The organism is Trichococcus pasteurii (assembly GCF_900112935.1).
GTDB lineage: Bacteria > Bacillota > Bacilli > Lactobacillales > Aerococcaceae > Trichococcus > Trichococcus pasteurii.
In genome coordinates, this window is the sequence record NZ_FONM01000012.1 from 1 (window position 1) to 19,026 (window position 19,026).

Here is a 19,026-nt window from a genome sequence, read left to right on the forward strand (position 1 = left end):
TAAGCGTGAAGCCCCCCTCAAGATGAGATTTCCCATCACTTTAAGTGAGTAAGACCCCTGAGAGATGATCAGGTAGATAGGTTGGGAGTGGAAGTACAGCGATGTATGGAGCGGACCAATACTAATCGGTCGAGGACTTAACCAATTTTTAAAAAGAAGAAAACTCAAGCGGTGTTTTCGGGTTCCCTTTACTTTTGTAGATTCAGTTTTGAGAGAACAACGTTCTCTAATTAAAAATGTGCGGTGACGATGGCAAGAAGGTCACACCTGTTCCCATCTCGAACACAGAAGTTAAGCTTCTTAGCGCCGATTGTAGTGAAGGGTTTCCCTTTGTGAGACTAGGACGTTGCCGCGCAAACGAAAAGCAAGCATGCAGGATATTCCTGATGCTTGCTTTTTTTTGTGCTTTTTCAGATTAAGCTGCCTATTGATTTTGCTTCCCAAACAGCTGTACGGCATACAGAAATTCCCCGTCATAATGGACGCCGATGCCCACCTCGAGGAAATCGGGATGAACCATATTGGCGTAATGTCCTTCGCTTTCCACCCAACCATCGAACAAAAATTCGGCCATACCTTCTTCATCCTTGAAATAGGTCGCCATTGCCAGGTTTTCACCGATCGTTTGATAAGGATACCAGTAAGCATCGGTCAGAACGATCGTGTAGAAATCGGTTCCGTCCGGACGAGCGTGCGAAAATGATGTCTGGGTTTCGATAGCCCGGTAATCGGCGGCCGCTTTAAGGGTTTCGTTCTTCGTGAGGGGAAGCAAGCCTTTCTCCAGACGAAGGTCATTCAGCAAAACCATGATTTTATCTTCCACTAGCATATAGTCGATTTCTTCGGGTCTGGTGAAAGGCGCTACGAGCAGGTCAACGCCTTCTGGGCTTGTCAGCACTTGGATTTTTTCGGCCAGATCCGTTTGGCCTGCATGCTCGAGAAATGGGAACTTTTCGTTAAAGGCGGTGCGGTTTACTCCGTATCCGACCAATAGTGCTGCTATGCCAGTGAATAGTAATCCTTTAATGAACCGCATCCGAACCACTCCCTTCTGATTTTCGGACGGCTTATCCCTGAGGAATTTCTTACAGAATTAAGCATGTTTCCATTATAGTCAATTCCCCGTGCGATGTCCTGAAGAAAGTCCGGAATTCGTTTTTTGTCGGTTAATTTGCTAAAATGGGGTTAACAATCGTAGGTTGGAAACCTGTTGTGCCGTTCGCTGAAGGGGGAATTCCCATGAATAAAAAGTCAGGATTGCTGCTCGTTTTCTGTGTAGGTGTCTTTGCGGCATGCCAAAACGAAACCGAAAGTTCAACCGTGGATTCTGTGGTGAGCGAAAAGTCATCTTCTGTTGCTGCCGAGGCTGAGGAAAGTGTGGCTAAAACAATCATCTTTTCAAGTGGCGTAAGAGACGGAATCACCCGCGGCGACAAGTATAATTATTTTGCGTTAAAAGGTACCGCTGAAGGTTATGATCAAGTGACGACCATCATCGAAGGAACGGCTGTCGACTACCGAGACACGAACAATGTGTGGGAATTCGACTACCCTTATCAAGGCCCCAGTATCAAAACGGAAATTACTTTCACGACTGATACATCCGTCCTCTATGGCGACACAGGAATCGATTTGGATGATTTGGCTCCTGAAAGTTATGTAACAATAACTTTTTTGCCTAATGATAACCCAACGATAACCCCGCCTGCTTTTACGGTCAATGAAGGCGAGGCGCAAAACTTTTTGAGCGAGGATTCCGGTATAAACGAACTGGTGACGGTGATGGAAATCCGGGAAATAGATGCGTTGGAGGCACTCAATCCGCTGGGTGAAAAACTGCTGGAAGTGGAAATACAATATGTCAATAATGGCAGCGTAGATACCTATATCGCACCCAACTACTTTTCAGCGCTTGATGGCGAGGGGAAAACCCTGCCGCTGCGCTATACCCATTTTTGGTTAAATGCAGTTGCCCCCGGGGAATCATTCACAGACACGGTTTATTTTGACATCACCAGCGAAGGGCCGTACGCCATCCAATTTTTTGATGGGGCCTGGATCGACAGCGAAGAAGCAGGCGGTACGATCAATGATATCTAGCTGACTGCGGGATATCGAACACGTGCAAGAAGGTGTTCCCAACTGAATAGTGCATAAAAGGAAACAGCCTTGTGCAGCGAAAGCTGTACAGGGCTGTTCTTACGTTTTCTGAGGTACGGCTGCAAAAATTGTGCGCTACTTTTAGGTACGGACAACCAAAACATCACACGGTGCATGACGGACCACATAGTTAGAGACCGATCCAACAAAAGCCCTGGTGATCGCACCTTTGCCGGTCGCTCCGATGACGATAAGATCGATGTTGTATTCTTTTGGAAATGCTTCAGCGATCAATGTCATTGGGTTGCCGTTGGTTACAGACTTCTTGATTTCAATCCCTTCATTTGTGGCGAATGTCATCATTTCATCGAGGAATTCATATTCCATGTCCTTGTATGCTTCCGTCAATCTGGATTCATATTCAGGGCTAAGCGGAACATTGCGTGTGTCCTTGACGTAGACTAGATGTAACGCGGCGTTATTGCGTTTGGCAATGGCAACAGCTTTTTTGAACGAATCTTCTGACTGACCTGAACCGTCAACGGGAACCAAAATATTTTTGTATTCTGCTAACATTTCTACCCGCTCCTTTTTGATTTTGTTCAGAAAACGCTTCCTAAGTTAATTTTACAACAACACTGTTTGAAAGGAAAGCGGGGCACACGGGAAAAACATGTGTAAAACACATGAAAAGTACGAGAATTGTTTGGTTGGCAGAACTATTAAAAATAAATGAAGCATGCTAAAATGAGTTTACGAAAAAGAAAGGGATGAAGATTGATATGACGGAAGCGAACCAAGAGCGGGAGATCAGATATTGCAGGCAGACGAAGGTGATCCAGACTCACCATGTTTTTCCTTTCGATTCAAATTACCACGGTACTTTGTTCGGCGGGAAGCTGATGAGCATGATCGATGATTGTGCGGCAATTTCTGGAGAACGTTTCGGTCGTACGACCAATGTGACTGCATCGGTGGACACATTGAACTTCATCAAGCCGCTTCCGACCGGGCATTCGGTCTGCATCGATACGTTTGTTTCCGGAGCGGGGAAAACGTCCATGGAAATCTTCACAAAAGTTACCGGAGAAAATCTTCGGACGGGTGAACGGTACTTGGCGGCGACCTGCTTTTTGACCTTTGTGGCGCTTCCTGATGAGAATGGGCAAAAGGTGTCTCTTCCGAAAATCGTTCCGGAAACGGTCGAGGAAAAATTCATCAACAGCGGATATGAAGAAAGACGGCAAAAACGTAGAGCTGATCTGGACTACCAAAAACAGCTGCATGAACATCTCACGACTGAAATACCTTGGGCGGATTAGCGTTTGCAGGCAATAATGCCGCAGCAAGTCTTGGTTTGAACAGCATTGAAAACAATTATATACAAATGATGGAGCAGGAGTGTGTCAACGTGTCGAAAACTAACGGAAAAGATTTATTGGGTCATCCATTTTTGAATAAAGGGACCGCATTCACTTTGGAAGAACGGGCAACATTAGGACTGGAAGGCTTATTGCCGACCGCAGTCCGTACGTTGGAGGAACAGGGGGAGATTGTCTATGCGCAACTGGGCCAACTGACTGATGCCTATTCCAAACAGAAGCATCTGATGAATATCTACGCCCAGAATCGCGTACTTTTTTACCATGTCATCGGGAAACACGTTACGGAGTTGTTGCCGGTCATCTATACGCCGACCATCGCCGACACAGTCATGAATTATTCGCGGGATTACCAGATTCCTCAGGATGCGGTCTACTTGGATGTGAATCGTCCGGAAGCTATCCGCACCGCTTTGCTGAACGGCAGCAAAGGTATGGATGAAGAAATCAAAATGATGGTCATCACAGATGGCGAAGGTGTACTTGGCATCGGCGATTGGGGCATCCAAGGCATCGCGATTTCAATCGGAAAACTGGCCGTCTACACCGTCGCTTCGGGATTGAATCCGCAACAGGTGTTGCCGATTGTGATCGATGCGGGCACAAACAACGAAGAACTGTTGGAAGATCCGTTCTATCTCGGCAACAAGCACAAGCGGGTGACCGGAGAGGCCTATTACCCATTCATCGAAAAGTTCGTTGAAGAGGCGTCTGCGCTGTTCCCGGATGTCCTGTTCCACTGGGAAGATTTTGGCCGCGACAACGCCGCCAATATACTGGAGCAGTACCGCGATAAGATCTGTACGTTCAATGATGATATCCAAGGGACCGGCGTGATGATGTCGGCTGCGATGGATTCGGTGGTCAGAATCACCGATAAGCCGATCAAGGAACACAAAATCCTTGTTTTCGGTGGCGGGACTGCCGGTGTCGGCGTTTCTGACCAAATTCTCATGGAGATGTTGTTGCAAGGGGCCGACAGTGAGGAGGCCCGCCAACAGTTTTACATTGTCGACCGCTATGGTCTGGTCACTGATGACATGGCAGATCTTACGCCGGGTCAGCAAAAATATGCGCGCGCTGCGGATGAATTCTCCAAAAAGCTGACCGATTTGGCTGAAATCATCGATGCGGTCAAACCGACCGTGCTGATCGGGACATCAGGCCAAGCCGGTGCCTTTACGCAAGCGGTCGTCGAAAAGATGGCAGCATACAATGAACGTCCGGCCATCATGCCGATCTCGAATCCGACCAGATTATGCGAAGCAAAGGCTTCGGATGTCATTGCTTGGTCCGAGGGGAGAGCGTTGGTCGTTACCGGCAGCCCATCCGATCCGATCGCATACAATGGCGTGGACTATAAAATCGGCCAGGCGAACAATGCCTTATTGTACCCAGGTTTAGGCTTCGGGATCGTCATCGCAAAAGCCAAGACAGTGACGGACAGAATGCTGTCTGCTGCCGCGCACGGCATCACTTCCCTACAGAACTTGGAGGAAGCGGGAGCAGCGATTTTGCCGCCGGTTTCCCAGTTGCGCGAAGCCTCGAAATTGGTTGCGGCAGCCGTCATCCAAGCAGCTATCGAAGACGGCGTAAATGGTGTTGAAATAACTGACCCGATGGAAGCTGTCGAAGCTGCCATCTGGAAAGCGGAATATTAGGACAAAAAGCACATCCAAAAACGGAAGAACCGACAGGAAGGAACGGGATGAATGGAATATCGGATTGAACATGACTCATTAGGGGAAGTAAAAGTAGCAGCGGATAAATTATGGGGTGCACAGACGCAGCGCAGCCTGGAAAACTTCAAAATCGGAATCGAAAAGATTCCGATGGAAGTCATCTATGCATTGGTCGAAATCAAGCGGGCTGCCGCAGAGTCAAACCATGAAGTCGGTTTGTTGGACGAAACAGTGGCAAAAGGGATCCTGCTGGCTGCTGATGAAGTGCTTGAAGGCAAGTGGGACGATCAATTTCCTTTGTCCGTATGGCAGACCGGAAGCGGCACGCAATCCAATATGAATGTGAACGAAGTGCTGGCGAACCGAGGCAACCAGCTAGTTGACGGCTGCATCCACCCAAACGACCACGTGAACAAAGGACAGAGCTCCAATGATACATTCCCGGCTGCTATGCACATCGCCGGCGTGCTGTACATAAAAAATAAACTGTACCCGGCGATTGAGCAGTTGATCGGCACGCTGACTCGTTTGGAGCAGGAAAATGCAGCGATCGTCAAATTGGGGCGTACCCATCTGCAGGATGCGACGCCATTGACATTAGGCCAGGAAATCAGCGCATGGCGCGTCATGCTTGAAGAAACCATGTCCATGATCGAGGACTCCTTGAAATACATGCGCCAAGTAGCCTTAGGCGGCACAGCGGTCGGAACGGGGTTGAACGCGGATCCGATCTTCATCCAAAAAACGATCGAAAAGGTTGCGGAGCGCACGGGCGAGGCATTCGTTGGAGCAGAGAACAAATTCCATGCGCTGACCAGCAAGGATGCTTTTGTGCATACGCATGGGGCGGTTAAAGCGTTGGCGGCCAATTTCTACAAGATCGCAAATGATGTCCGTTGGCTGGCGAGCGGCCCGAGAAGCGGCATCGGCGAAATCAGCATCCCGATGAATGAGCCGGGAAGTTCGATCATGCCCGGAAAAGTCAATCCTACCCAATCCGAAGCGGTAACGATGGCCTGCATCCAAGTGATGGGCAACGACAGCGCCATCGGCTTTGCGGCTTCGCAAGGTTCGTTCCAGCTGAATACTTATATGCCGCTCATCGTGAACAGCTTCATGCAGTCTGTCCGCCTGCTTGCGGATGCACTGATCAGTTTTGATGAAAACTGCGCGAGCGGAATCAAGGCGGAACAGGATAAAATCAACCATAACTTGACCAATTCCTTGATGCTGGTGACTGCTTTGAACCCGTACATCGGTTATGAGAAAGCAGCCAAGATCGCTCAGAAGGCTTTTGTGGACGGCACTTCCTTGAAAGAGGCGGCTGTCGCGATGGGGCATGTCACTGCTGAAGAGTTCGATCAGTACGTGGATCCGATGAAGATGGTTTAATTTTTTCGGCGAAGTGCGGATCGGCAGGCAAGTCCAGTCGATCCGCTTTTGTTGTCTATTGTTTTGAAACAGGTCAAACACAGGAGGCCCTAAATATGGATATAACCTTAGAATTGATGAAGCACAGCACCCTGGAAGGTGATCGGATTTTTTTGCGTCCAGTCGGGTTGGCGGATGCTCCGGATATGTTCGAGTATGCTTCCGATGAGGAAACGACCCGGTTTGTCTTCGAAACGCATCGTGATCGGGCGATGACGGAAGAGGCCATCGCGAATTACTTTCTGGCGGCGCCGGCAGGAAAGTATGCAATTGTAGTGCAGGACACAAAAAAGATGATCGGAACGATCGATATCCGTCCGAATGCGACTGACCGTATCGCAGAAATCGGCTATACCTTAAACAAGGCTTACCGCGGGAACGGCTATATGACGGAAGCAGGCAAGCTCATCACAGCGCTGGCTTTTGAAGTTTTGAAACTGGAAAAAGTCTTTGCGATGCATGACATGCTTAACCCGGCTTCCGGAGAAGTGATGAAGCGGATCGGAATGCATCCGGAAGGCGTATTACGCAGACATAAAGTCTTCAAAGGGCGCAGCTGCGATATGGCTTATTACGGAATTTTGAAGGATGAGTATTTTCAGCAAGCATGAGAAGACTGAACCGTAAAAAAGCATTGCTATTTCGGAGTTTTTTTCATACAATAGGTAGTGATTGAGCGTAAGGAACAGTAGATGGATGATGGGCAAAGAGAGTCTTTCCTAGGCTGGAAGAGGGACCCCCACTGATCCGTTGAACCTACCTGACAGTTTGCCATAGAAATATGGCCGGTTTTCTGCCGTTACCAGATGTTGAGTTGGGCTTTCGCAAATAATGAAGGCCAATGAAGGTGGTACCGCGGAAATACATCAGGAAAGTATATTTCGTCCTTGTTAAGGATGGATTATGCTTATTTTTTTGCAATCAAATAAAAATATTAAAAATCAGGAGGAAAAACATGAGTACTTTACAAAAAGAAGATTTTTCGGCATGGTATATCCAAACCATCAAACAAGCTGATCTGATGGATTATTCACCTGTACGCGGCTGCATGATCTTCAAACCGGACGGCTATGAAATTTGGGAACATATCCAGGAAGAATTCAACGCACGTTTCAAAGAGGAAGGCATCCGTAACGCTTACTTCCCGATGCTGATTCCGGAATCATTCTTCACAAAAGAAAAAGACCATATCGAAGGCTTCAGCCCGGAATTGCCATGGGTAACGGAAGCTGCAGGCGAAAAATTGGAAGAACGCTTGGCCTTGCGTCCGACATCGGAAACGATGATCGGTACGGCTTTCGGTGACTGGATCAATTCTTACCGCGATCTGCCGATGGAAATCAACCAATGGGCGAACGTGTTCCGTTGGGAAAAGAAAACCTTGCCGTTCTTGCGCACTTCCGAGTTCCTTTGGCAAGAAGGACATACTGCCCATGCCGATGAAGAAGATGCGCGCCGTCGCACCATGCGCATGCTGCAAGTCTACAAAGAAGTCATCGAAGGCTTGTTGGCAGTGCCTGTCTACGAAGGGCAAAAAACGCCTTCAGAACGTTTCGCAGGTGCGGTGGATACCTACTCCGTAGAAGCGATGATGAAAGACGGAAAAGCGGTTCAGGCCGGGACTTCCCACTATATGGGCACGAAATTCGCGGAAGCATTCGACATCAAATACTTGAACAGCGATAACGAGCACGTTTATGCGCATACTACTTCTTGGGGCGTCTCCACACGTTTGATCGGTGCGCTGATCATGGTTCATGGCGATGACCAAGGATTGGTTTTGCCTCCTAAGGTCGCAGCAAAGCAAGTTGTCTTGATGCCGGTTGGCCCATGGAAGAAGAAACCTGAAATCGTGGAACGTCTGGAAGTATTGCAAAAGGATCTGAAGGCTTCCGGTATCCGCGTTCTCTTGGACGACAGCGATAACTCGCCTGGCTTCAAATTCAACGAGTGGGAACTGAAGGGCGTACCGATTCGCATCGAATTCGGGCCACGCGATATGGAAAACAACCAAGTCATGGTGAAAATGCGTGATCTTTCCGACAAAGTGGCGGTATCCTTGGATGAGATTATGGACTTCGTTCCGAAAGCATTGGATGACATGCAAGTCCGTCTCTTGGAAACAGCCCGCGAAAACCGCAAAGCCAATGAATACACGAACATCGATACATTGGATGAACTGAAAGCCCACATCGAATCTAAGCGAGCAGCTGGCGAAGTGCCTGGTTTCGTATTGGCAGGATGGGACGGCGAGCTTGAAACGGAAGCGAAAATCAAGGAAGAAACTGGCTTCACGACCCGCAACATGCCTTTCAACCCACCAGTCGAAAAAACAACCTGTATCGTATCAGGCAAGCCAGCTAAACACACAGTCTGGTTAGCAAGAGCATACTAAAACAGTGAATATTGAAAGCTATAGAATAAAATAAATGAGGTTTGTTGCCGTATTCTCTGAATATTGGCAGCAAACCTCAATTGTTTATGAAAAGTATACATAATGTTTTGATCATCAAAACGGAATGGCAGGAAGGCGAAATGAAGAAAATGCAAAGAATGACTTATTTAGACTGCGCTAAAGGTGTCGCTATCATATTGGTTGTTTTGGGACACATTGATATGGGGAATAATCCTCTAAACAACTGGATTTATTCATTTCATATGCCGCTATTTTTTGTGTTATCCGGAATGTTGATGGCTTATAAAAATAATTGTTTAAGCACCGGCTTATGGGTGAATGTTAAGAAGCGGTCAGTACAGTTGTTGTATCCATACTTCACATTTAGCTTGATAACATTGATATGGTTAGTGGTTGATCAACTGAAGCACGGACATGCAGATGCTAATTTTATCATACAAGTTATCATAGATACATTAAGTCTGGATGGTTATGGTGCAATATGGTTTTTACCAGCGTTGCTGATGGCGGAAATCTTTTTTCTGATGATATTCAGAGGACATAAGAGGAGCATCCTCTTAGTTGGTTGTTTAGTGTTGCTGACTTCTGTGAGTGGAATGTATTTGCAGGTTGCTATTCCGCTTGAAAGAGACTTGCTGACCACGTATTTAGAACGATTCTACAATATGTTTAATCGGTCTTTGATTGGAACTGTTTTTATCTGGTTCGGGTACAGCCTCTTTGGAAAATTAGAGAAGGCAGCTACTGGTGCCAACAAACCGAGACTGATCATTTTGGGGATTGTGATGTTTGTCGCCAATTTCTTTTTAGCACAAAGCAACCCCTCGGTAGATTTACATTATTCTGTCCTGAATAATCCAGTACTCTACTATGTGTGCGCATTACTGGGCACTGTTTCCACGCTGCTGTTCTTTAAATTTATCATTCCGAATAATAGGGTTTTAGAGTATTTTGGCAGAAATTCAATGATAATTATGGGAACTCAGTCGATTGTTCCGCTAACAGAAATTTCAAAGAATATTCTAGGTATGACGGGGATGTCTTTTGAGCGATATTCCTATGATGTCATGATTTGTATTTTAAGCATGATCATGAATGTTGTGATGATCGAATTGATCAACAGATTCTTTCCTTATATTTTGAGGAGAGTGCCGTTTAGGGAATTTACTGTAAATGCTGGATAACTATTAAAAAAGAAGAGACCATCCAAACTGAAATGGATGATCTCTTCTTTTTCGTTGCTATTTTTTATCGGCATCCTCTGGGTGCAGGTGCACGATTTTTTCCCCGCCCAAAATGTTTTTCACATCAGTCCGGCGTTTGTCTTTTTGAGCTTCGACCAGTTTCTTGGGCGTAATGTCATTACCCTCGGGATCATAAACTTTTGAATTCAAAAGGATTTCATCAAAAGAACTGCGGAACGATTTGATGTAAGTTTGACGCAGTTGCTGCTGCTCGATTTTTTCGGTTTCGGTCAGACCATCCGCCGTTTTGGCTTTACGGGCCAATTCATTGATTCTGTTCAATAGTTTTTCCATTTATGTTTCTCCTCTCATGTGGAAGGAGAGATCAGAAGTGTTTGTTGTACCAAGCTTTCGCTGCAACAACCTCTTCGTTCGTCAGTGAGTGTCCAGCATTTCCCCAATAAATGGATACCTCACTGCCGGCTCCTTCTAGTGTTGCCTTCAATTCCGTGCTTTCTTCCGGTGCGCAAAGCGGATCATTTGTGCCCGCACCGATAAAGACAGGAAGGGAATGCAGATCAGGCAATTGACGATTGCGGAACGGCACCATCGGATGATGAAGGATGGCCCCTTTGACAACATCTTTGAAAGAGTATATCATACTCCCGGCGATATTTGCACCATTTGAGTACCCGATCGCAACGATGTTATTCCGGTCGAAACCGTATTCCTTGGAGGCTTCCTCCAGGAACGCAATCAATTCCTTTGTGCGGTAATCCAGGTCATTTTCGTCGAATACACCTTCTGCCAAACGGCGGAAATATCGGTTCATGCCGGATTCGGTCACGTTTCCGCGCACACCCAGCAGAGAAGCTTCCGGATCGATCGCCTCTCCGAGGAAAAACAGGTCGTGTTCGGTTCCGCCCGTGCCGTGCAATAACAGCAGCAAAGGCCTTTCCGGATTCCCTTGTTTGAAAATATGTTGATGATTCATCTAAATCAATCCTCTCTGTTTATACGTTGCGGACTTCGAATGGGATGAGTCCTGCCGTCAATGCCTCACGTTTGCTTTCGTACTGCGGCGGAAGCATCAATTTTTGGCCCATCGTTTCGAGTGGCTCATCTATGGCGAAGCCCGGCGAGTCCGAAGCGATTTCGAAAAGGATGCCGCCTTTTTCCCTGAAGTAAAGGGCTTTGAAATAATTGCGGTCACGGACAGGTGTGGCGTGCTGTCCCAGGGCGGTGACATGCTGCAGCCAATCCAGATGATCCGCTTCATCTTTTGCCCGCCATGCGATATGATGGACGGTTCCGACACCCATGACGCCGGCGCCAACGGAGGTCATTTTGATATCGACTGTATTGCCGAGAGCAGCTTCGGAACGGAAACGGATCAGGTCATCCTCCTGGGCGATACGCTCCAAGCCCATAACTTTTTCGACGACAGCTGCAGTGTCCTCGGGCGCTCCCGTCAACAGGACGGCTCCCGCAAAGCCTTTGATGGCATGTTCAGAGGGAACGCCGTTGAAGGAATAAGGGTTGATTTTTCCGTCTTCACGTTCCACCAATTCCAAATGCAGACCATGCGGATCATCGAAGTCCAGATAAGTTTCCCCGAAACGGGTAGATTTATCGAACGGAATGTTGTAATCGGCCAGGCGTTTTTCCCAGAATGACAGGGAACCTGCGGGAACTGCATAAACGGTGATGCCGACCTGGCCATCGCCGATGCTGCCTTGGCGGGATTTGGCCCACGGGAAGAATGTGATGACGGTCCCGGGATCGCCGTCCGCGTTGCCGAAGTAAAGATGATAAGTTTCCGGATCATCGAAGTTGACAGTCTGTTTGATCATGCGCATTCCGAGCACGCCTGCATAAAAGTCGACGTTTTCCTGTGGATGACCCACGATGGCTGTAATATGATGGATTCCTGCTGTTTTCTTCATTATGAAAGACACTCCTTTTGGATAATTTTGGGTTCATTAAATTTATTATCTCGAATTCGAAATAATAATAGCACGAGAAAATCATGCTGTCAAATAGTAAGCGTAAAGCAGTCGGTAAATAAAAAGTTAAGATAGCAGTAAAATTTACCGCGGCGCATATGCTATAATTAAACCTACAACAACAGAGGAATGAGGGGTAAATTTGCAGGATAGCAGCATCGATCAAGTCATACGGGATTTTGTCAGTAAAGGCATTGCGGCCCATCGCATCCATAGCCTGGATGAGCGATACGCCATCAATCACCTATTGGGTCTGTTAGGGATAGACGCTTATGATGTTCAAAAAATACCTTCCATTCCTTTGCCCAATTTACTGGACTCACTGGATCGGATGATCAGCTATGCGATCGGAAAACGTCTGATTGCTGATGTTACTGAGGAAATCGAAATCTTGGAAGCACAAGTCATGGAACTGGTCACTCCTTTGCCTTCGGAAGTGAATAAGCGTTTCTGGATGCATTATGAAGAAGCGCCGATGCGGGCAACCGATGAGTTCTATCGTTTGAGCCAGGATAATGACTATATCAAGACAAGGAAAATCGCAAAAAATAAACATTTTTCGATCGATTCCAAGTACGGCAAGCTGGAAATCACGATAAACCTTTCCAAACCTGAAAAAACGCGTCAACAGATGGAAGCTGCCCGTGAAACGGAAGGCGGAAACTATCCTGTTTGTGCGCTTTGTATGGAAAATGAAGGATACAGAGGGAGAGCCGGTGCGGCAGCGAGAAGCAACCATCGGATTGTGCGGCTTCCTTTGTTCGGGGAAAACTGGGGATTTCAGTATTCGCCTTATTCCTACTACAACGAACACTGCATCATCCTTTCCGAAGAGCACGTGCCCATGAACGTCACGGAAGATACGATTGCGAACCTGTTGGAGATCGTGACGGTCTTCCCGCACTATTTCATCGGTTCCAACGCGGGCTTGCCGATTGTCGGGGGTTCCATCCTTAGCCATGAACATTATCAAGGCGGGCGGCACCATTTTCCGATGGAAGCTGCCAAAGTACTCCGGAACCTAGCGCTTAAAGATTTCCCGGGAGTCGAAGCGGAAAAACTCTATTGGCCGCTTTCGGTCATTCGTCTCCGTTCAGAGGATAGGGATGAGGTCGCTGCAGCCGCAGGCGCCATCATGGAAGAATGGCAAAACTACAGCGATCCGCAGGCAGATATCTTAGCGGAATCGGCGGGCATGCGCCATAATGCGGTGACGCTCATTGCCCGGCGTGCCAGAGAAGCCTACGAGTTGGATGTGGTGTTGCGGAATAACCGAACGACCGAAGCATTCCCTGACGGCATCTTCCATCCGCATCCGGATGTCCAGCACATCAAAAAAGAAAACATCGGCTTGATCGAAGTGCTCGGCCTGGCCATCCTTCCGCCGCGATTGGAAACGGAACTCAGTGAAGTAGCCGACTATCTGTTGGGAAAAACCGCTGCTGTTGCCTCCTGCCATCGGGAGTGGGCCGAAGAACTGAAGCAGCAAGGACCTTTCGAAGAAGAGTCCGTCATGGAAATGATCCATGAGGCAGTCGGTGAAAAATTCCTGCGCGTGATTGAGGATGCGGGTGTGTACAAGCAAACACCGGAAGGGCAAGCGGGCTTTGATCGCTTTTTGAGCACGCTTGAAAATCAGAAATGAAATTGCATAGAAGAACGACGGAGGTGGAGTAGTATGGCGACCATGAAGGACATCGCCGAAAGGGCAGGAGTCTCGACTGCGACAGTTTCGCGCGTGCTGAATCATGATGAGACGCTTTCTGTCGGAAAGGAAACGAAAGATCGGATCTTCGCAGCCGCAAAAGAGCTGAATTATACCAAAACGAAAAAAAAGAAAAGCCGGGAAAAAATCCTGCTGCTGCAGTGGTACACCCAAGAGGAAGAGTTGGATGACCTCTACTATCAAGGCATCCGTTTAGGGGCCGAAGAACGCGCAGAAGCCGAAGGGTACGATGTCGTGCGCGTTTTCCATGATGTGACTTTCGATATCGAAAAGGATGTCATCGGTATTGTCGCAATCGGTAAGTTTGGGGAGCGTCAAGTCCAGCGGCTGATTGATTTCGGTAAGCCCCTATGCTTCATCGACTCGGACCAATTCAAATGGAAACAGGATAGCGTCATTGTGGATTTTACATCCGCGATGGAACAAGTCATTGCCGAAATGGACAGAGGCGAACATACAAAAATCGGTTTTTTGGAAGGCAAGGAACTGACGAACGACAAAGAAATGCTGGTCCGCGATCTGCGGTCGGAGCTGTTTCTTGCCGAACTGCGCAAGCGAGGCTGGTACCGGGACAAGTATCACCGTGTCGGGAGTTTCAGCACTACCTCAGGATACGAAATGATGAATCAGTTGCTCAGAGATAATCCGGAACAATTGCCGACATTCCTGTTTGCCGAAAACGATGCGATCGCCATAGGGGCTTTGCGGGCGCTGCAGGAAGCGGATATTGCGGTACCGGATCAAATATCGGTAGTCGGATTCAACGACAGTAAGGTCGCCAAATACGTCTATCCGCCGTTGTCGACCATCCGTGTCGATACGCGCGAGATGGGCAACACAGGCGTATCCTTGTTGCTGGACCGCATTGCCTATCCGCGGAAAATAGCCAAGAAAATCAGCTTATCCACTGAATGGATCAAGCGCGCATCGACAAAGTGATACTGCAGAAGCGACGCTTTGAAACAAGAAGAAGCCGTCCCAACAACCTTTTATGGCTTGTTGGGACGGCTTCTTTTCACATCAAATAATAAGTCTTATTTTTTCCACTCATCGATTTTGTCGTTCACTTTGTCAGTCAAATCATCAGCTTTATCTTCGAGGTCTTCCTTGACTTCTCCCACTTTTTCAATTGCCTCACCGCGTGCTTGCTGGAGTTTTCCTTCGAGTTCCTTTTCTGGGTCGTTCACTAGGTCGCCGTATTCCTCTTTGATTTTGCCGACAACTTTGTCCTTCATGCCTTTTAATTTATCGCCCATACCTGAATCCATGATGTTTCCTCCTTTTGATATCACACTTTTTGACTACGCTTACTATAACCTATTTTAAAGCATTTATTATCAGAATCAAGCAATAGCCCTTGAGACGGATTGCAACATCCCACGTCATTCGGAAAGAATTCGGGAGGACACATGCTTTTTATCGGCCTGTTAAAATGCTATACTGGATGAGCAGAATAATCAGTGAAAGGAGGCTATCTAGATGAAAACATTAGCCATTGAATCCTCAAACCATACCATGAGTGCGGCTGTATGCGAAAATGGCCGTTTGCTTGCAGAAGTCACCACCAATGGAAATCTTCAGCACAGCACCCAATTGATGCCCGCGGTTGACCATGTCCTGCAGCTTGCCGGATGGAAGCCTGCCGATTTGGAACGCATCGCAGTAGCTAAGGGGCCGGGTTCCTACACAGGAGTCAGGATCGGAGCTACCATCGCCAAGACTTTGGCATGGACACTGGCGCTTCCTTTGGTGCCGGTTTCCAGCCTGAAGGTTATCGCCGGCAATTGTGAAGGGGCAACGCATAAACTTGTTCCTATGATTGATGCGCGCCGGGGCAACTGTTACACAGCTGTTTATCAATTCGAGGACAACTTGTTGGTGGAACGGATTGCCGACACGCATATAGCAAGTGAAGAATGGTTCCAGCGCTTGTTGGAGGAAGAAGGCACTTATCTGTTCGTGGGAGAGGATGTCAGCAAATACTGCGAGCGCATCAGTGAATTGTTCAAGGAACGCGCTCTTTTTGCTGGGGAATCACAGGCTTTGCCGCGCGCGAGCGTTCTGGCCACACTTTCGGAATCCGGAACAGCAGAGGATCCGCACACCTTTGTGCCGGCCTACTTGAAAAATCCGGAAGCTGAAGAAAAATGGGAAGAAAAGCATCACAGTAATCGGAGGGAAGACTACGTTGAAAGAGTGGATTCATCGATTTAAATCCGTGTACAGGGAAATCCGAGCCGCTGTTCTGGCTAAATTCTTTTCCAAGCACGGTCCCTCCGACGAGGAAACCTATCTGCTGCGCAATCAGTTGCCCGTCAGATTGATGGTCGGCAGAAAACAGCATATTCCGGATATTCTCTATATCGAACGGATGAGCTATGATGGCGCGACTCCTTGGGGAAGGACGGCACTGGAGAATGATATGCTGCAGAACCCCAAGTCGCTGTATTACGTTCTGTATGAAGGCCATACGCCCATCGCTTTTTTGGGTGCCAGATTGGATGGGAAAGATATCCATATCACGAATTTGGCGGTAGTGCCCGAATTTCAGCAAATCGGTGCGGCCACTTTGTTGTTGCGGCTACTGAGAAGCTTTGCGGACGAAAAAGGCGCCGCCAGCATCAGTCTGGAAGTGCGGATTTCAAACCATCGGGCGAAGGCTTTATATGCGAAAATGGGTTTTCTGCCGGAGCGGGTCAAGCAGCATTATTATCACGGCGATGGCGAAGACGCTTTGGATATGGTATGGCCGTTAACGGGAAAACAATCGGAAGAAAAGGAAGATGTTCATGCAACGCACTTTTGAAATCTGCGACCTGAAGGCAGACGCAGGCAAGTTGGAACAACATGCACAGGCTTTGTATGAACTTACATTGCTGGCAAATGAGGGCCATTCCAGTTGGAAAGCATCCTCGTTCCTGTCTGAATTGAAGGACAATCATTCTCTGTATACAGGCTGCATGGAAGAAAACAAGCTAGTGGGCTATATTTGTTGCATGGCGGTTGTGGATGAGGCGTCGATCAATAATTTTGCGGTAGCGCCTGACCATCAGGCAAAAGGGATCGGAAAAAAATTGTTGCAGGAAATGATCGCCTTGCTGCAAACGAAGGGGATGGAGCGGCTTTGGCTGGAAGTCCGTGTCTCTAATGAAGCTGCCTATAACCTGTACAAAAAAATAGGCTTTACGGAAATATTCCGAAGAAAAGATTATTATCAGAATCCGATAGAGGATGCCTACATCATGGAATTGGCGCTGACATCGGAAAATAAAGAGGAGGCGGAAGGCTGTTGACAGAAACAGATGTGACCATACTCGCGATTGAGAGCAGTTGCGATGAAACAAGTGTAGCTGTGGTGAAAAATGGAAATACGGTCCTTTCGAATGTTGTCGCTTCCCAGATCAAAAGCCATATGCGCTTCGGCGGGGTCGTGCCGGAAGTGGCGAGCCGTCATCATGTCGAGCAGATCACCCAAATCGTTGAAGCGGCACTGAATGAGGCCCAGGTCACTTTTGATGCTATCGATGCGGTTGCGGTAACGGATGGTCCGGGCTTGGTAGGCTCGTTGCTGATCGGCGTCAGTGCGGCGAAAGCTTTGGCTTTTGCGCATCAGAAACCGCTCATCCCGGTCAATCATATGGCCGGCCATATCTATGCGAACCAGTTGGTGACGTCTATGCGCTATCCCTTGTTGGCCTTGGTTGTCAGCGGAGGGCATACGGAATTGGTGTATATGGAAAAGGACGGCTCTTTCGACATCATCGGCGAAACGAGGGATGATGCTGCGGGAGAGGCTTACGACAAAATCGGACGCATTTTGGGCTTGCCTTATCCAGGCGGGAAAAAAATGGATGAAATGGCTCATGAAGGTAAAGAAACGATGCATTTTCCGCGCGCTATGATCAAAGAGGACAATTATGATTTCAGCTTCAGCGGATTGAAAAGTTCCGTCATCAATACTGTCCACAATGCGCGCCAAAAAGGGGATGACATCAATCCTTACGACTTGGCCGCCAGTTTTCAGGCGAGTGTCGTGGAGGTTTTGGTACATAAGACGTTGCGTGCGGCCAAGGAAAAGAACATCAAGCAGCTGCTGCTGGCTGGCGGAGTCGCCGCCAACAGAGGCTTACGTGAGGCTTTGTCCGCAAAAATGGCATTAGAGCTTCCGGAAGTCGAAGTCGTCATTCCACCATTGTCGCTTTGCGGGGACAATGCGGCGATGATCGGGGCTGCGGCCTACACCGAATACCGACAAAAACATTTTGCCGGATACAATCTGAATGCACATCCCGGATTGGTGTTGGGAGAATAAAATAAGAAGAGGAAGCTGGTCGACTAGAGCGACACAAGCTTCCTCTTCTTTTATGCTTCTTAATCCTTAATCGATCAGTGCTCTGCAGTAATCGGCATCGAGATCCGAAAAATCGGTGACGATGACGGTCGCCAAGGACAGATCCTGCGGAGGGAACTCGAGATTGCGGAAACCGATGCATTTGCAGCCGGCCGCATGTGCAGATGCAACCCCGTTTCGGGAGTCCTCAATGACGACGCAGTTTTCCGGGGTTGCTTTCAGGTTTTCGGCAGCATCCAGGAAGATATCGGGCGCGGGCTTGGAGTGCGCAACGCTTTCCCCCGAGACCAAATAGCTGAAATATTTTTCGATGTCCAATGATCTTACAGCCTTTTGGATATCCGTCAATGGAGAGGATGAGGCGATCGCCAAAGGGACACCCGCTTCGTGCAGGCGTGCAATGAAGGGAATCACACCCGGAATCGGTTGCAGGCCATCTTCTTCCATCAGGCGGTTCCGGATGACGTTCGCCCGTTCCACCAATTCTCCGACTGGAGCATCCAGGTTGAATTCATTTTTCATTGTTTCCCACATGTACTCATGTGTGGTCCCTTGGTAGCGGAAATGGTATTCCAGCTCGGTGTCCACTCCAAATTCCTTCAACAACATACTTTCCGATCGCAAAAAGAATGGTTCCGTATCGATGATGACACCATCCATATCAAATAAAACGGCTTCCAACATATCATTACCTCCATATTATGCGTACTTTTTCCAGTGCATCTTAACAAAAGTTCCGGCATTGCTC

At 48.0% G+C, this 19,026-nt stretch carries 20 protein-coding genes and 2 rRNA genes; 15 read left to right on the forward strand and 7 right to left on the reverse strand.

Annotated features, from left to right (window positions below):
• Positions 1-145, forward strand: a 23S ribosomal RNA gene (locus BM184_RS10240); the annotation flags it as partial.
• A 94-nt stretch (positions 146-239) separates the two neighbouring features.
• Positions 240-355: ribosomal RNA gene (gene rrf, locus BM184_RS10245) — 5S ribosomal RNA — on the forward strand.
• A gap of 69 nt (positions 356-424) precedes the next feature.
• On the opposite strand, the gene BM184_RS10250 is transcribed toward rrf, so the two are convergent.
• Positions 425-1,036 carry a CAP domain-containing protein gene (locus BM184_RS10250; RefSeq protein WP_086943666.1) on the reverse strand — a complete coding sequence of 204 codons (612 nt, stop codon included), beginning with the start codon at positions 1,034-1,036 and terminating at the stop codon, positions 425-427.
• Positions 1,037-1,239: 203 nt separating this feature from the next.
• Here BM184_RS10250 and BM184_RS10255 point away from each other — a divergent pair, with 203 nt between their 5' ends.
• Positions 1,240-2,100 carry a DUF4352 domain-containing protein gene (locus BM184_RS10255; protein WP_086943667.1) on the forward strand — a complete coding sequence of 287 codons (861 nt, stop codon included), beginning with the start codon at positions 1,240-1,242 and terminating at the stop codon, positions 2,098-2,100.
• Positions 2,101-2,241: 141 nt separating this feature from the next.
• Here BM184_RS10255 and BM184_RS10260 read toward each other — a convergent pair whose 3' ends face one another.
• A complete protein-coding gene (locus BM184_RS10260; RefSeq protein WP_086943668.1) occupies positions 2,242-2,676 on the reverse strand; it encodes a universal stress protein in 435 nt (144 codons plus the stop codon).
• A 194-nt stretch (positions 2,677-2,870) separates the two neighbouring features.
• On the opposite strand from BM184_RS10260, the gene BM184_RS10265 reads away from it, so the two are divergent.
• From BM184_RS10265 to BM184_RS10290, 6 genes are all read left to right on the forward strand, one after another.
• Complete coding sequence (locus BM184_RS10265) at positions 2,871-3,422, forward strand: acyl-CoA thioesterase (RefSeq protein ID WP_086943669.1); 552 nt, start codon at positions 2,871-2,873, stop codon at positions 3,420-3,422.
• Positions 3,423-3,511: 89 nt separating this feature from the next.
• Positions 3,512-5,143, forward strand: coding sequence for an NAD-dependent malic enzyme (locus BM184_RS10270; RefSeq protein WP_086943670.1), 1,632 nt, complete (start codon positions 3,512-3,514; stop codon positions 5,141-5,143).
• A 51-nt stretch (positions 5,144-5,194) separates the two neighbouring features.
• Positions 5,195-6,556: a class II fumarate hydratase gene (gene fumC, locus BM184_RS10275; RefSeq protein WP_086943671.1), complete on the forward strand. Its 1,362-nt coding sequence runs from the start codon at positions 5,195-5,197 to the stop codon at positions 6,554-6,556.
• A gap of 95 nt (positions 6,557-6,651) precedes the next feature.
• Positions 6,652-7,206, forward strand: a complete 555-nt coding sequence (locus BM184_RS10280) for a GNAT family N-acetyltransferase (RefSeq protein ID WP_086943672.1) — start codon at positions 6,652-6,654, stop codon at positions 7,204-7,206.
• 344 nt (positions 7,207-7,550) lie between these two features.
• A complete protein-coding gene (gene proS / locus BM184_RS10285; protein WP_086943673.1) occupies positions 7,551-8,990 on the forward strand; it encodes a proline--tRNA ligase in 1,440 nt (479 codons plus the stop codon).
• Between the two features lie 140 nt (positions 8,991-9,130).
• Entirely contained in the window at positions 9,131-10,195 is a 1,065-nt protein-coding gene (locus tag BM184_RS10290) for an acyltransferase family protein (protein WP_160117118.1), read from the forward strand.
• Between the two features lie 57 nt (positions 10,196-10,252).
• Here BM184_RS10290 and BM184_RS10295 read toward each other — a convergent pair whose 3' ends face one another.
• The 3 genes from BM184_RS10295 to BM184_RS10305 are packed head-to-tail and all read right to left on the reverse strand — an operon-like array spanning position 10,253 to position 12,141.
• Complete coding sequence (locus tag BM184_RS10295; RefSeq protein ID WP_086629470.1) at positions 10,253-10,549, reverse strand: DUF896 domain-containing protein; 297 nt, start codon at positions 10,547-10,549, stop codon at positions 10,253-10,255.
• A gap of 31 nt (positions 10,550-10,580) precedes the next feature.
• Positions 10,581-11,189: an alpha/beta hydrolase gene (locus tag BM184_RS10300; protein WP_086943675.1), complete on the reverse strand. Its 609-nt coding sequence runs from the start codon at positions 11,187-11,189 to the stop codon at positions 10,581-10,583.
• Between the two features lie 19 nt (positions 11,190-11,208).
• Positions 11,209-12,141: a ring-cleaving dioxygenase gene (locus BM184_RS10305; protein ID WP_218151023.1), complete on the reverse strand. Its 933-nt coding sequence runs from the start codon at positions 12,139-12,141 to the stop codon at positions 11,209-11,211.
• A 202-nt stretch (positions 12,142-12,343) separates the two neighbouring features.
• Between BM184_RS10305 and galT the strand changes: the two genes are divergently transcribed.
• Positions 12,344-13,846 (forward strand): UDP-glucose--hexose-1-phosphate uridylyltransferase, encoded by a 1,503-nt coding sequence (galT, locus tag BM184_RS10310; protein WP_086943676.1) that lies wholly within the window; start codon positions 12,344-12,346, stop codon positions 13,844-13,846.
• A gap of 33 nt (positions 13,847-13,879) precedes the next feature.
• Complete coding sequence (locus BM184_RS10315; protein WP_086943677.1) at positions 13,880-14,866, forward strand: LacI family DNA-binding transcriptional regulator; 987 nt, start codon at positions 13,880-13,882, stop codon at positions 14,864-14,866.
• Positions 14,867-14,961: 95 nt separating this feature from the next.
• Here the strand turns inward: BM184_RS10315 and BM184_RS10320 are convergent, their stop codons facing one another.
• Positions 14,962-15,195: a CsbD family protein gene (locus BM184_RS10320; protein ID WP_086943678.1), complete on the reverse strand. Its 234-nt coding sequence runs from the start codon at positions 15,193-15,195 to the stop codon at positions 14,962-14,964.
• Between the two features lie 211 nt (positions 15,196-15,406).
• On the opposite strand from BM184_RS10320, the gene tsaB reads away from it, so the two are divergent.
• The 4 genes from tsaB to tsaD are packed head-to-tail and all read left to right on the forward strand — an operon-like array spanning position 15,407 to position 18,239.
• Positions 15,407-16,141 (forward strand): tRNA (adenosine(37)-N6)-threonylcarbamoyltransferase complex dimerization subunit type 1 TsaB, encoded by a 735-nt coding sequence (tsaB, locus tag BM184_RS10325; RefSeq protein ID WP_086943679.1) that lies wholly within the window; start codon positions 15,407-15,409, stop codon positions 16,139-16,141.
• Positions 16,116-16,733, forward strand: coding sequence for a ribosomal protein S18-alanine N-acetyltransferase (gene rimI, locus BM184_RS10330; protein WP_086943680.1), 618 nt, complete (start codon positions 16,116-16,118; stop codon positions 16,731-16,733). Before tsaB ends, rimI (BM184_RS10330) begins: the two co-directional genes overlap by 26 nt.
• Positions 16,717-17,220, forward strand: coding sequence for a ribosomal protein S18-alanine N-acetyltransferase (rimI, locus tag BM184_RS10335; RefSeq protein WP_177208625.1), 504 nt, complete (start codon positions 16,717-16,719; stop codon positions 17,218-17,220). The genes rimI (BM184_RS10330) and rimI (BM184_RS10335) overlap by 17 nt, the downstream gene beginning before the upstream one ends.
• Positions 17,217-18,239 carry a tRNA (adenosine(37)-N6)-threonylcarbamoyltransferase complex transferase subunit TsaD gene (tsaD, locus tag BM184_RS10340; protein WP_375152995.1) on the forward strand — a complete coding sequence of 341 codons (1,023 nt, stop codon included), beginning with the start codon at positions 17,217-17,219 and terminating at the stop codon, positions 18,237-18,239. Before rimI (BM184_RS10335) ends, tsaD begins: the two co-directional genes overlap by 4 nt.
• A 66-nt stretch (positions 18,240-18,305) precedes the next feature.
• On the opposite strand, the gene BM184_RS10345 is transcribed toward tsaD, so the two are convergent.
• Positions 18,306-18,962: an HAD family hydrolase gene (locus tag BM184_RS10345; RefSeq protein ID WP_086943683.1), complete on the reverse strand. Its 657-nt coding sequence runs from the start codon at positions 18,960-18,962 to the stop codon at positions 18,306-18,308.
• Between the last annotated feature and the right edge of the window lie 64 nt (positions 18,963-19,026).

Excerpts from the sequence above, each read along its gene's own strand:
- BM184_RS10265 (WP_086943669.1), top strand. The coding sequence starts at position 2,871 with ATGAAGATTGATATGACGGAAGCGAACCAAGAGCGGGAGATCAGATAT.
- BM184_RS10290 (WP_160117118.1), top strand. The coding sequence starts at position 9,131 with ATGAAGAAAATGCAAAGAATGACTTATTTAGACTGCGCTAAAGGTGTC.
- BM184_RS10300 (WP_086943675.1), bottom strand. The coding sequence starts at position 11,189 with ATGAATCATCAACATATTTTCAAACAAGGGAATCCGGAAAGGCCTTTG.
- rimI (WP_177208625.1), top strand. The coding sequence starts at position 16,717 with ATGCAACGCACTTTTGAAATCTGCGACCTGAAGGCAGACGCAGGCAAG.
- BM184_RS10280 (WP_086943672.1), top strand. The coding sequence starts at position 6,652 with ATGGATATAACCTTAGAATTGATGAAGCACAGCACCCTGGAAGGTGAT.
- BM184_RS10250 (WP_086943666.1), bottom strand. The coding sequence starts at position 1,036 with ATGCGGTTCATTAAAGGATTACTATTCACTGGCATAGCAGCACTATTG.
- BM184_RS10260 (WP_086943668.1), bottom strand. The coding sequence starts at position 2,676 with ATGTTAGCAGAATACAAAAATATTTTGGTTCCCGTTGACGGTTCAGGT.
- fumC (WP_086943671.1), top strand. The coding sequence starts at position 5,195 with ATGGAATATCGGATTGAACATGACTCATTAGGGGAAGTAAAAGTAGCA.
- BM184_RS10315 (WP_086943677.1), top strand. The coding sequence starts at position 13,880 with ATGGCGACCATGAAGGACATCGCCGAAAGGGCAGGAGTCTCGACTGCG.
- BM184_RS10320 (WP_086943678.1), bottom strand. The coding sequence starts at position 15,195 with ATGGATTCAGGTATGGGCGATAAATTAAAAGGCATGAAGGACAAAGTT.
- BM184_RS10305 (WP_218151023.1), bottom strand. The coding sequence starts at position 12,141 with ATGAAGAAAACAGCAGGAATCCATCATATTACAGCCATCGTGGGTCAT.
- tsaB (WP_086943679.1), top strand. The coding sequence starts at position 15,407 with ATGAAAACATTAGCCATTGAATCCTCAAACCATACCATGAGTGCGGCT.
- BM184_RS10295 (WP_086629470.1), bottom strand. The coding sequence starts at position 10,549 with ATGGAAAAACTATTGAACAGAATCAATGAATTGGCCCGTAAAGCCAAA.
- proS (WP_086943673.1), top strand. The coding sequence starts at position 7,551 with ATGAGTACTTTACAAAAAGAAGATTTTTCGGCATGGTATATCCAAACC.
- BM184_RS10255 (WP_086943667.1), top strand. The coding sequence starts at position 1,240 with ATGAATAAAAAGTCAGGATTGCTGCTCGTTTTCTGTGTAGGTGTCTTT.
- BM184_RS10345 (WP_086943683.1), bottom strand. The coding sequence starts at position 18,962 with ATGTTGGAAGCCGTTTTATTTGATATGGATGGTGTCATCATCGATACG.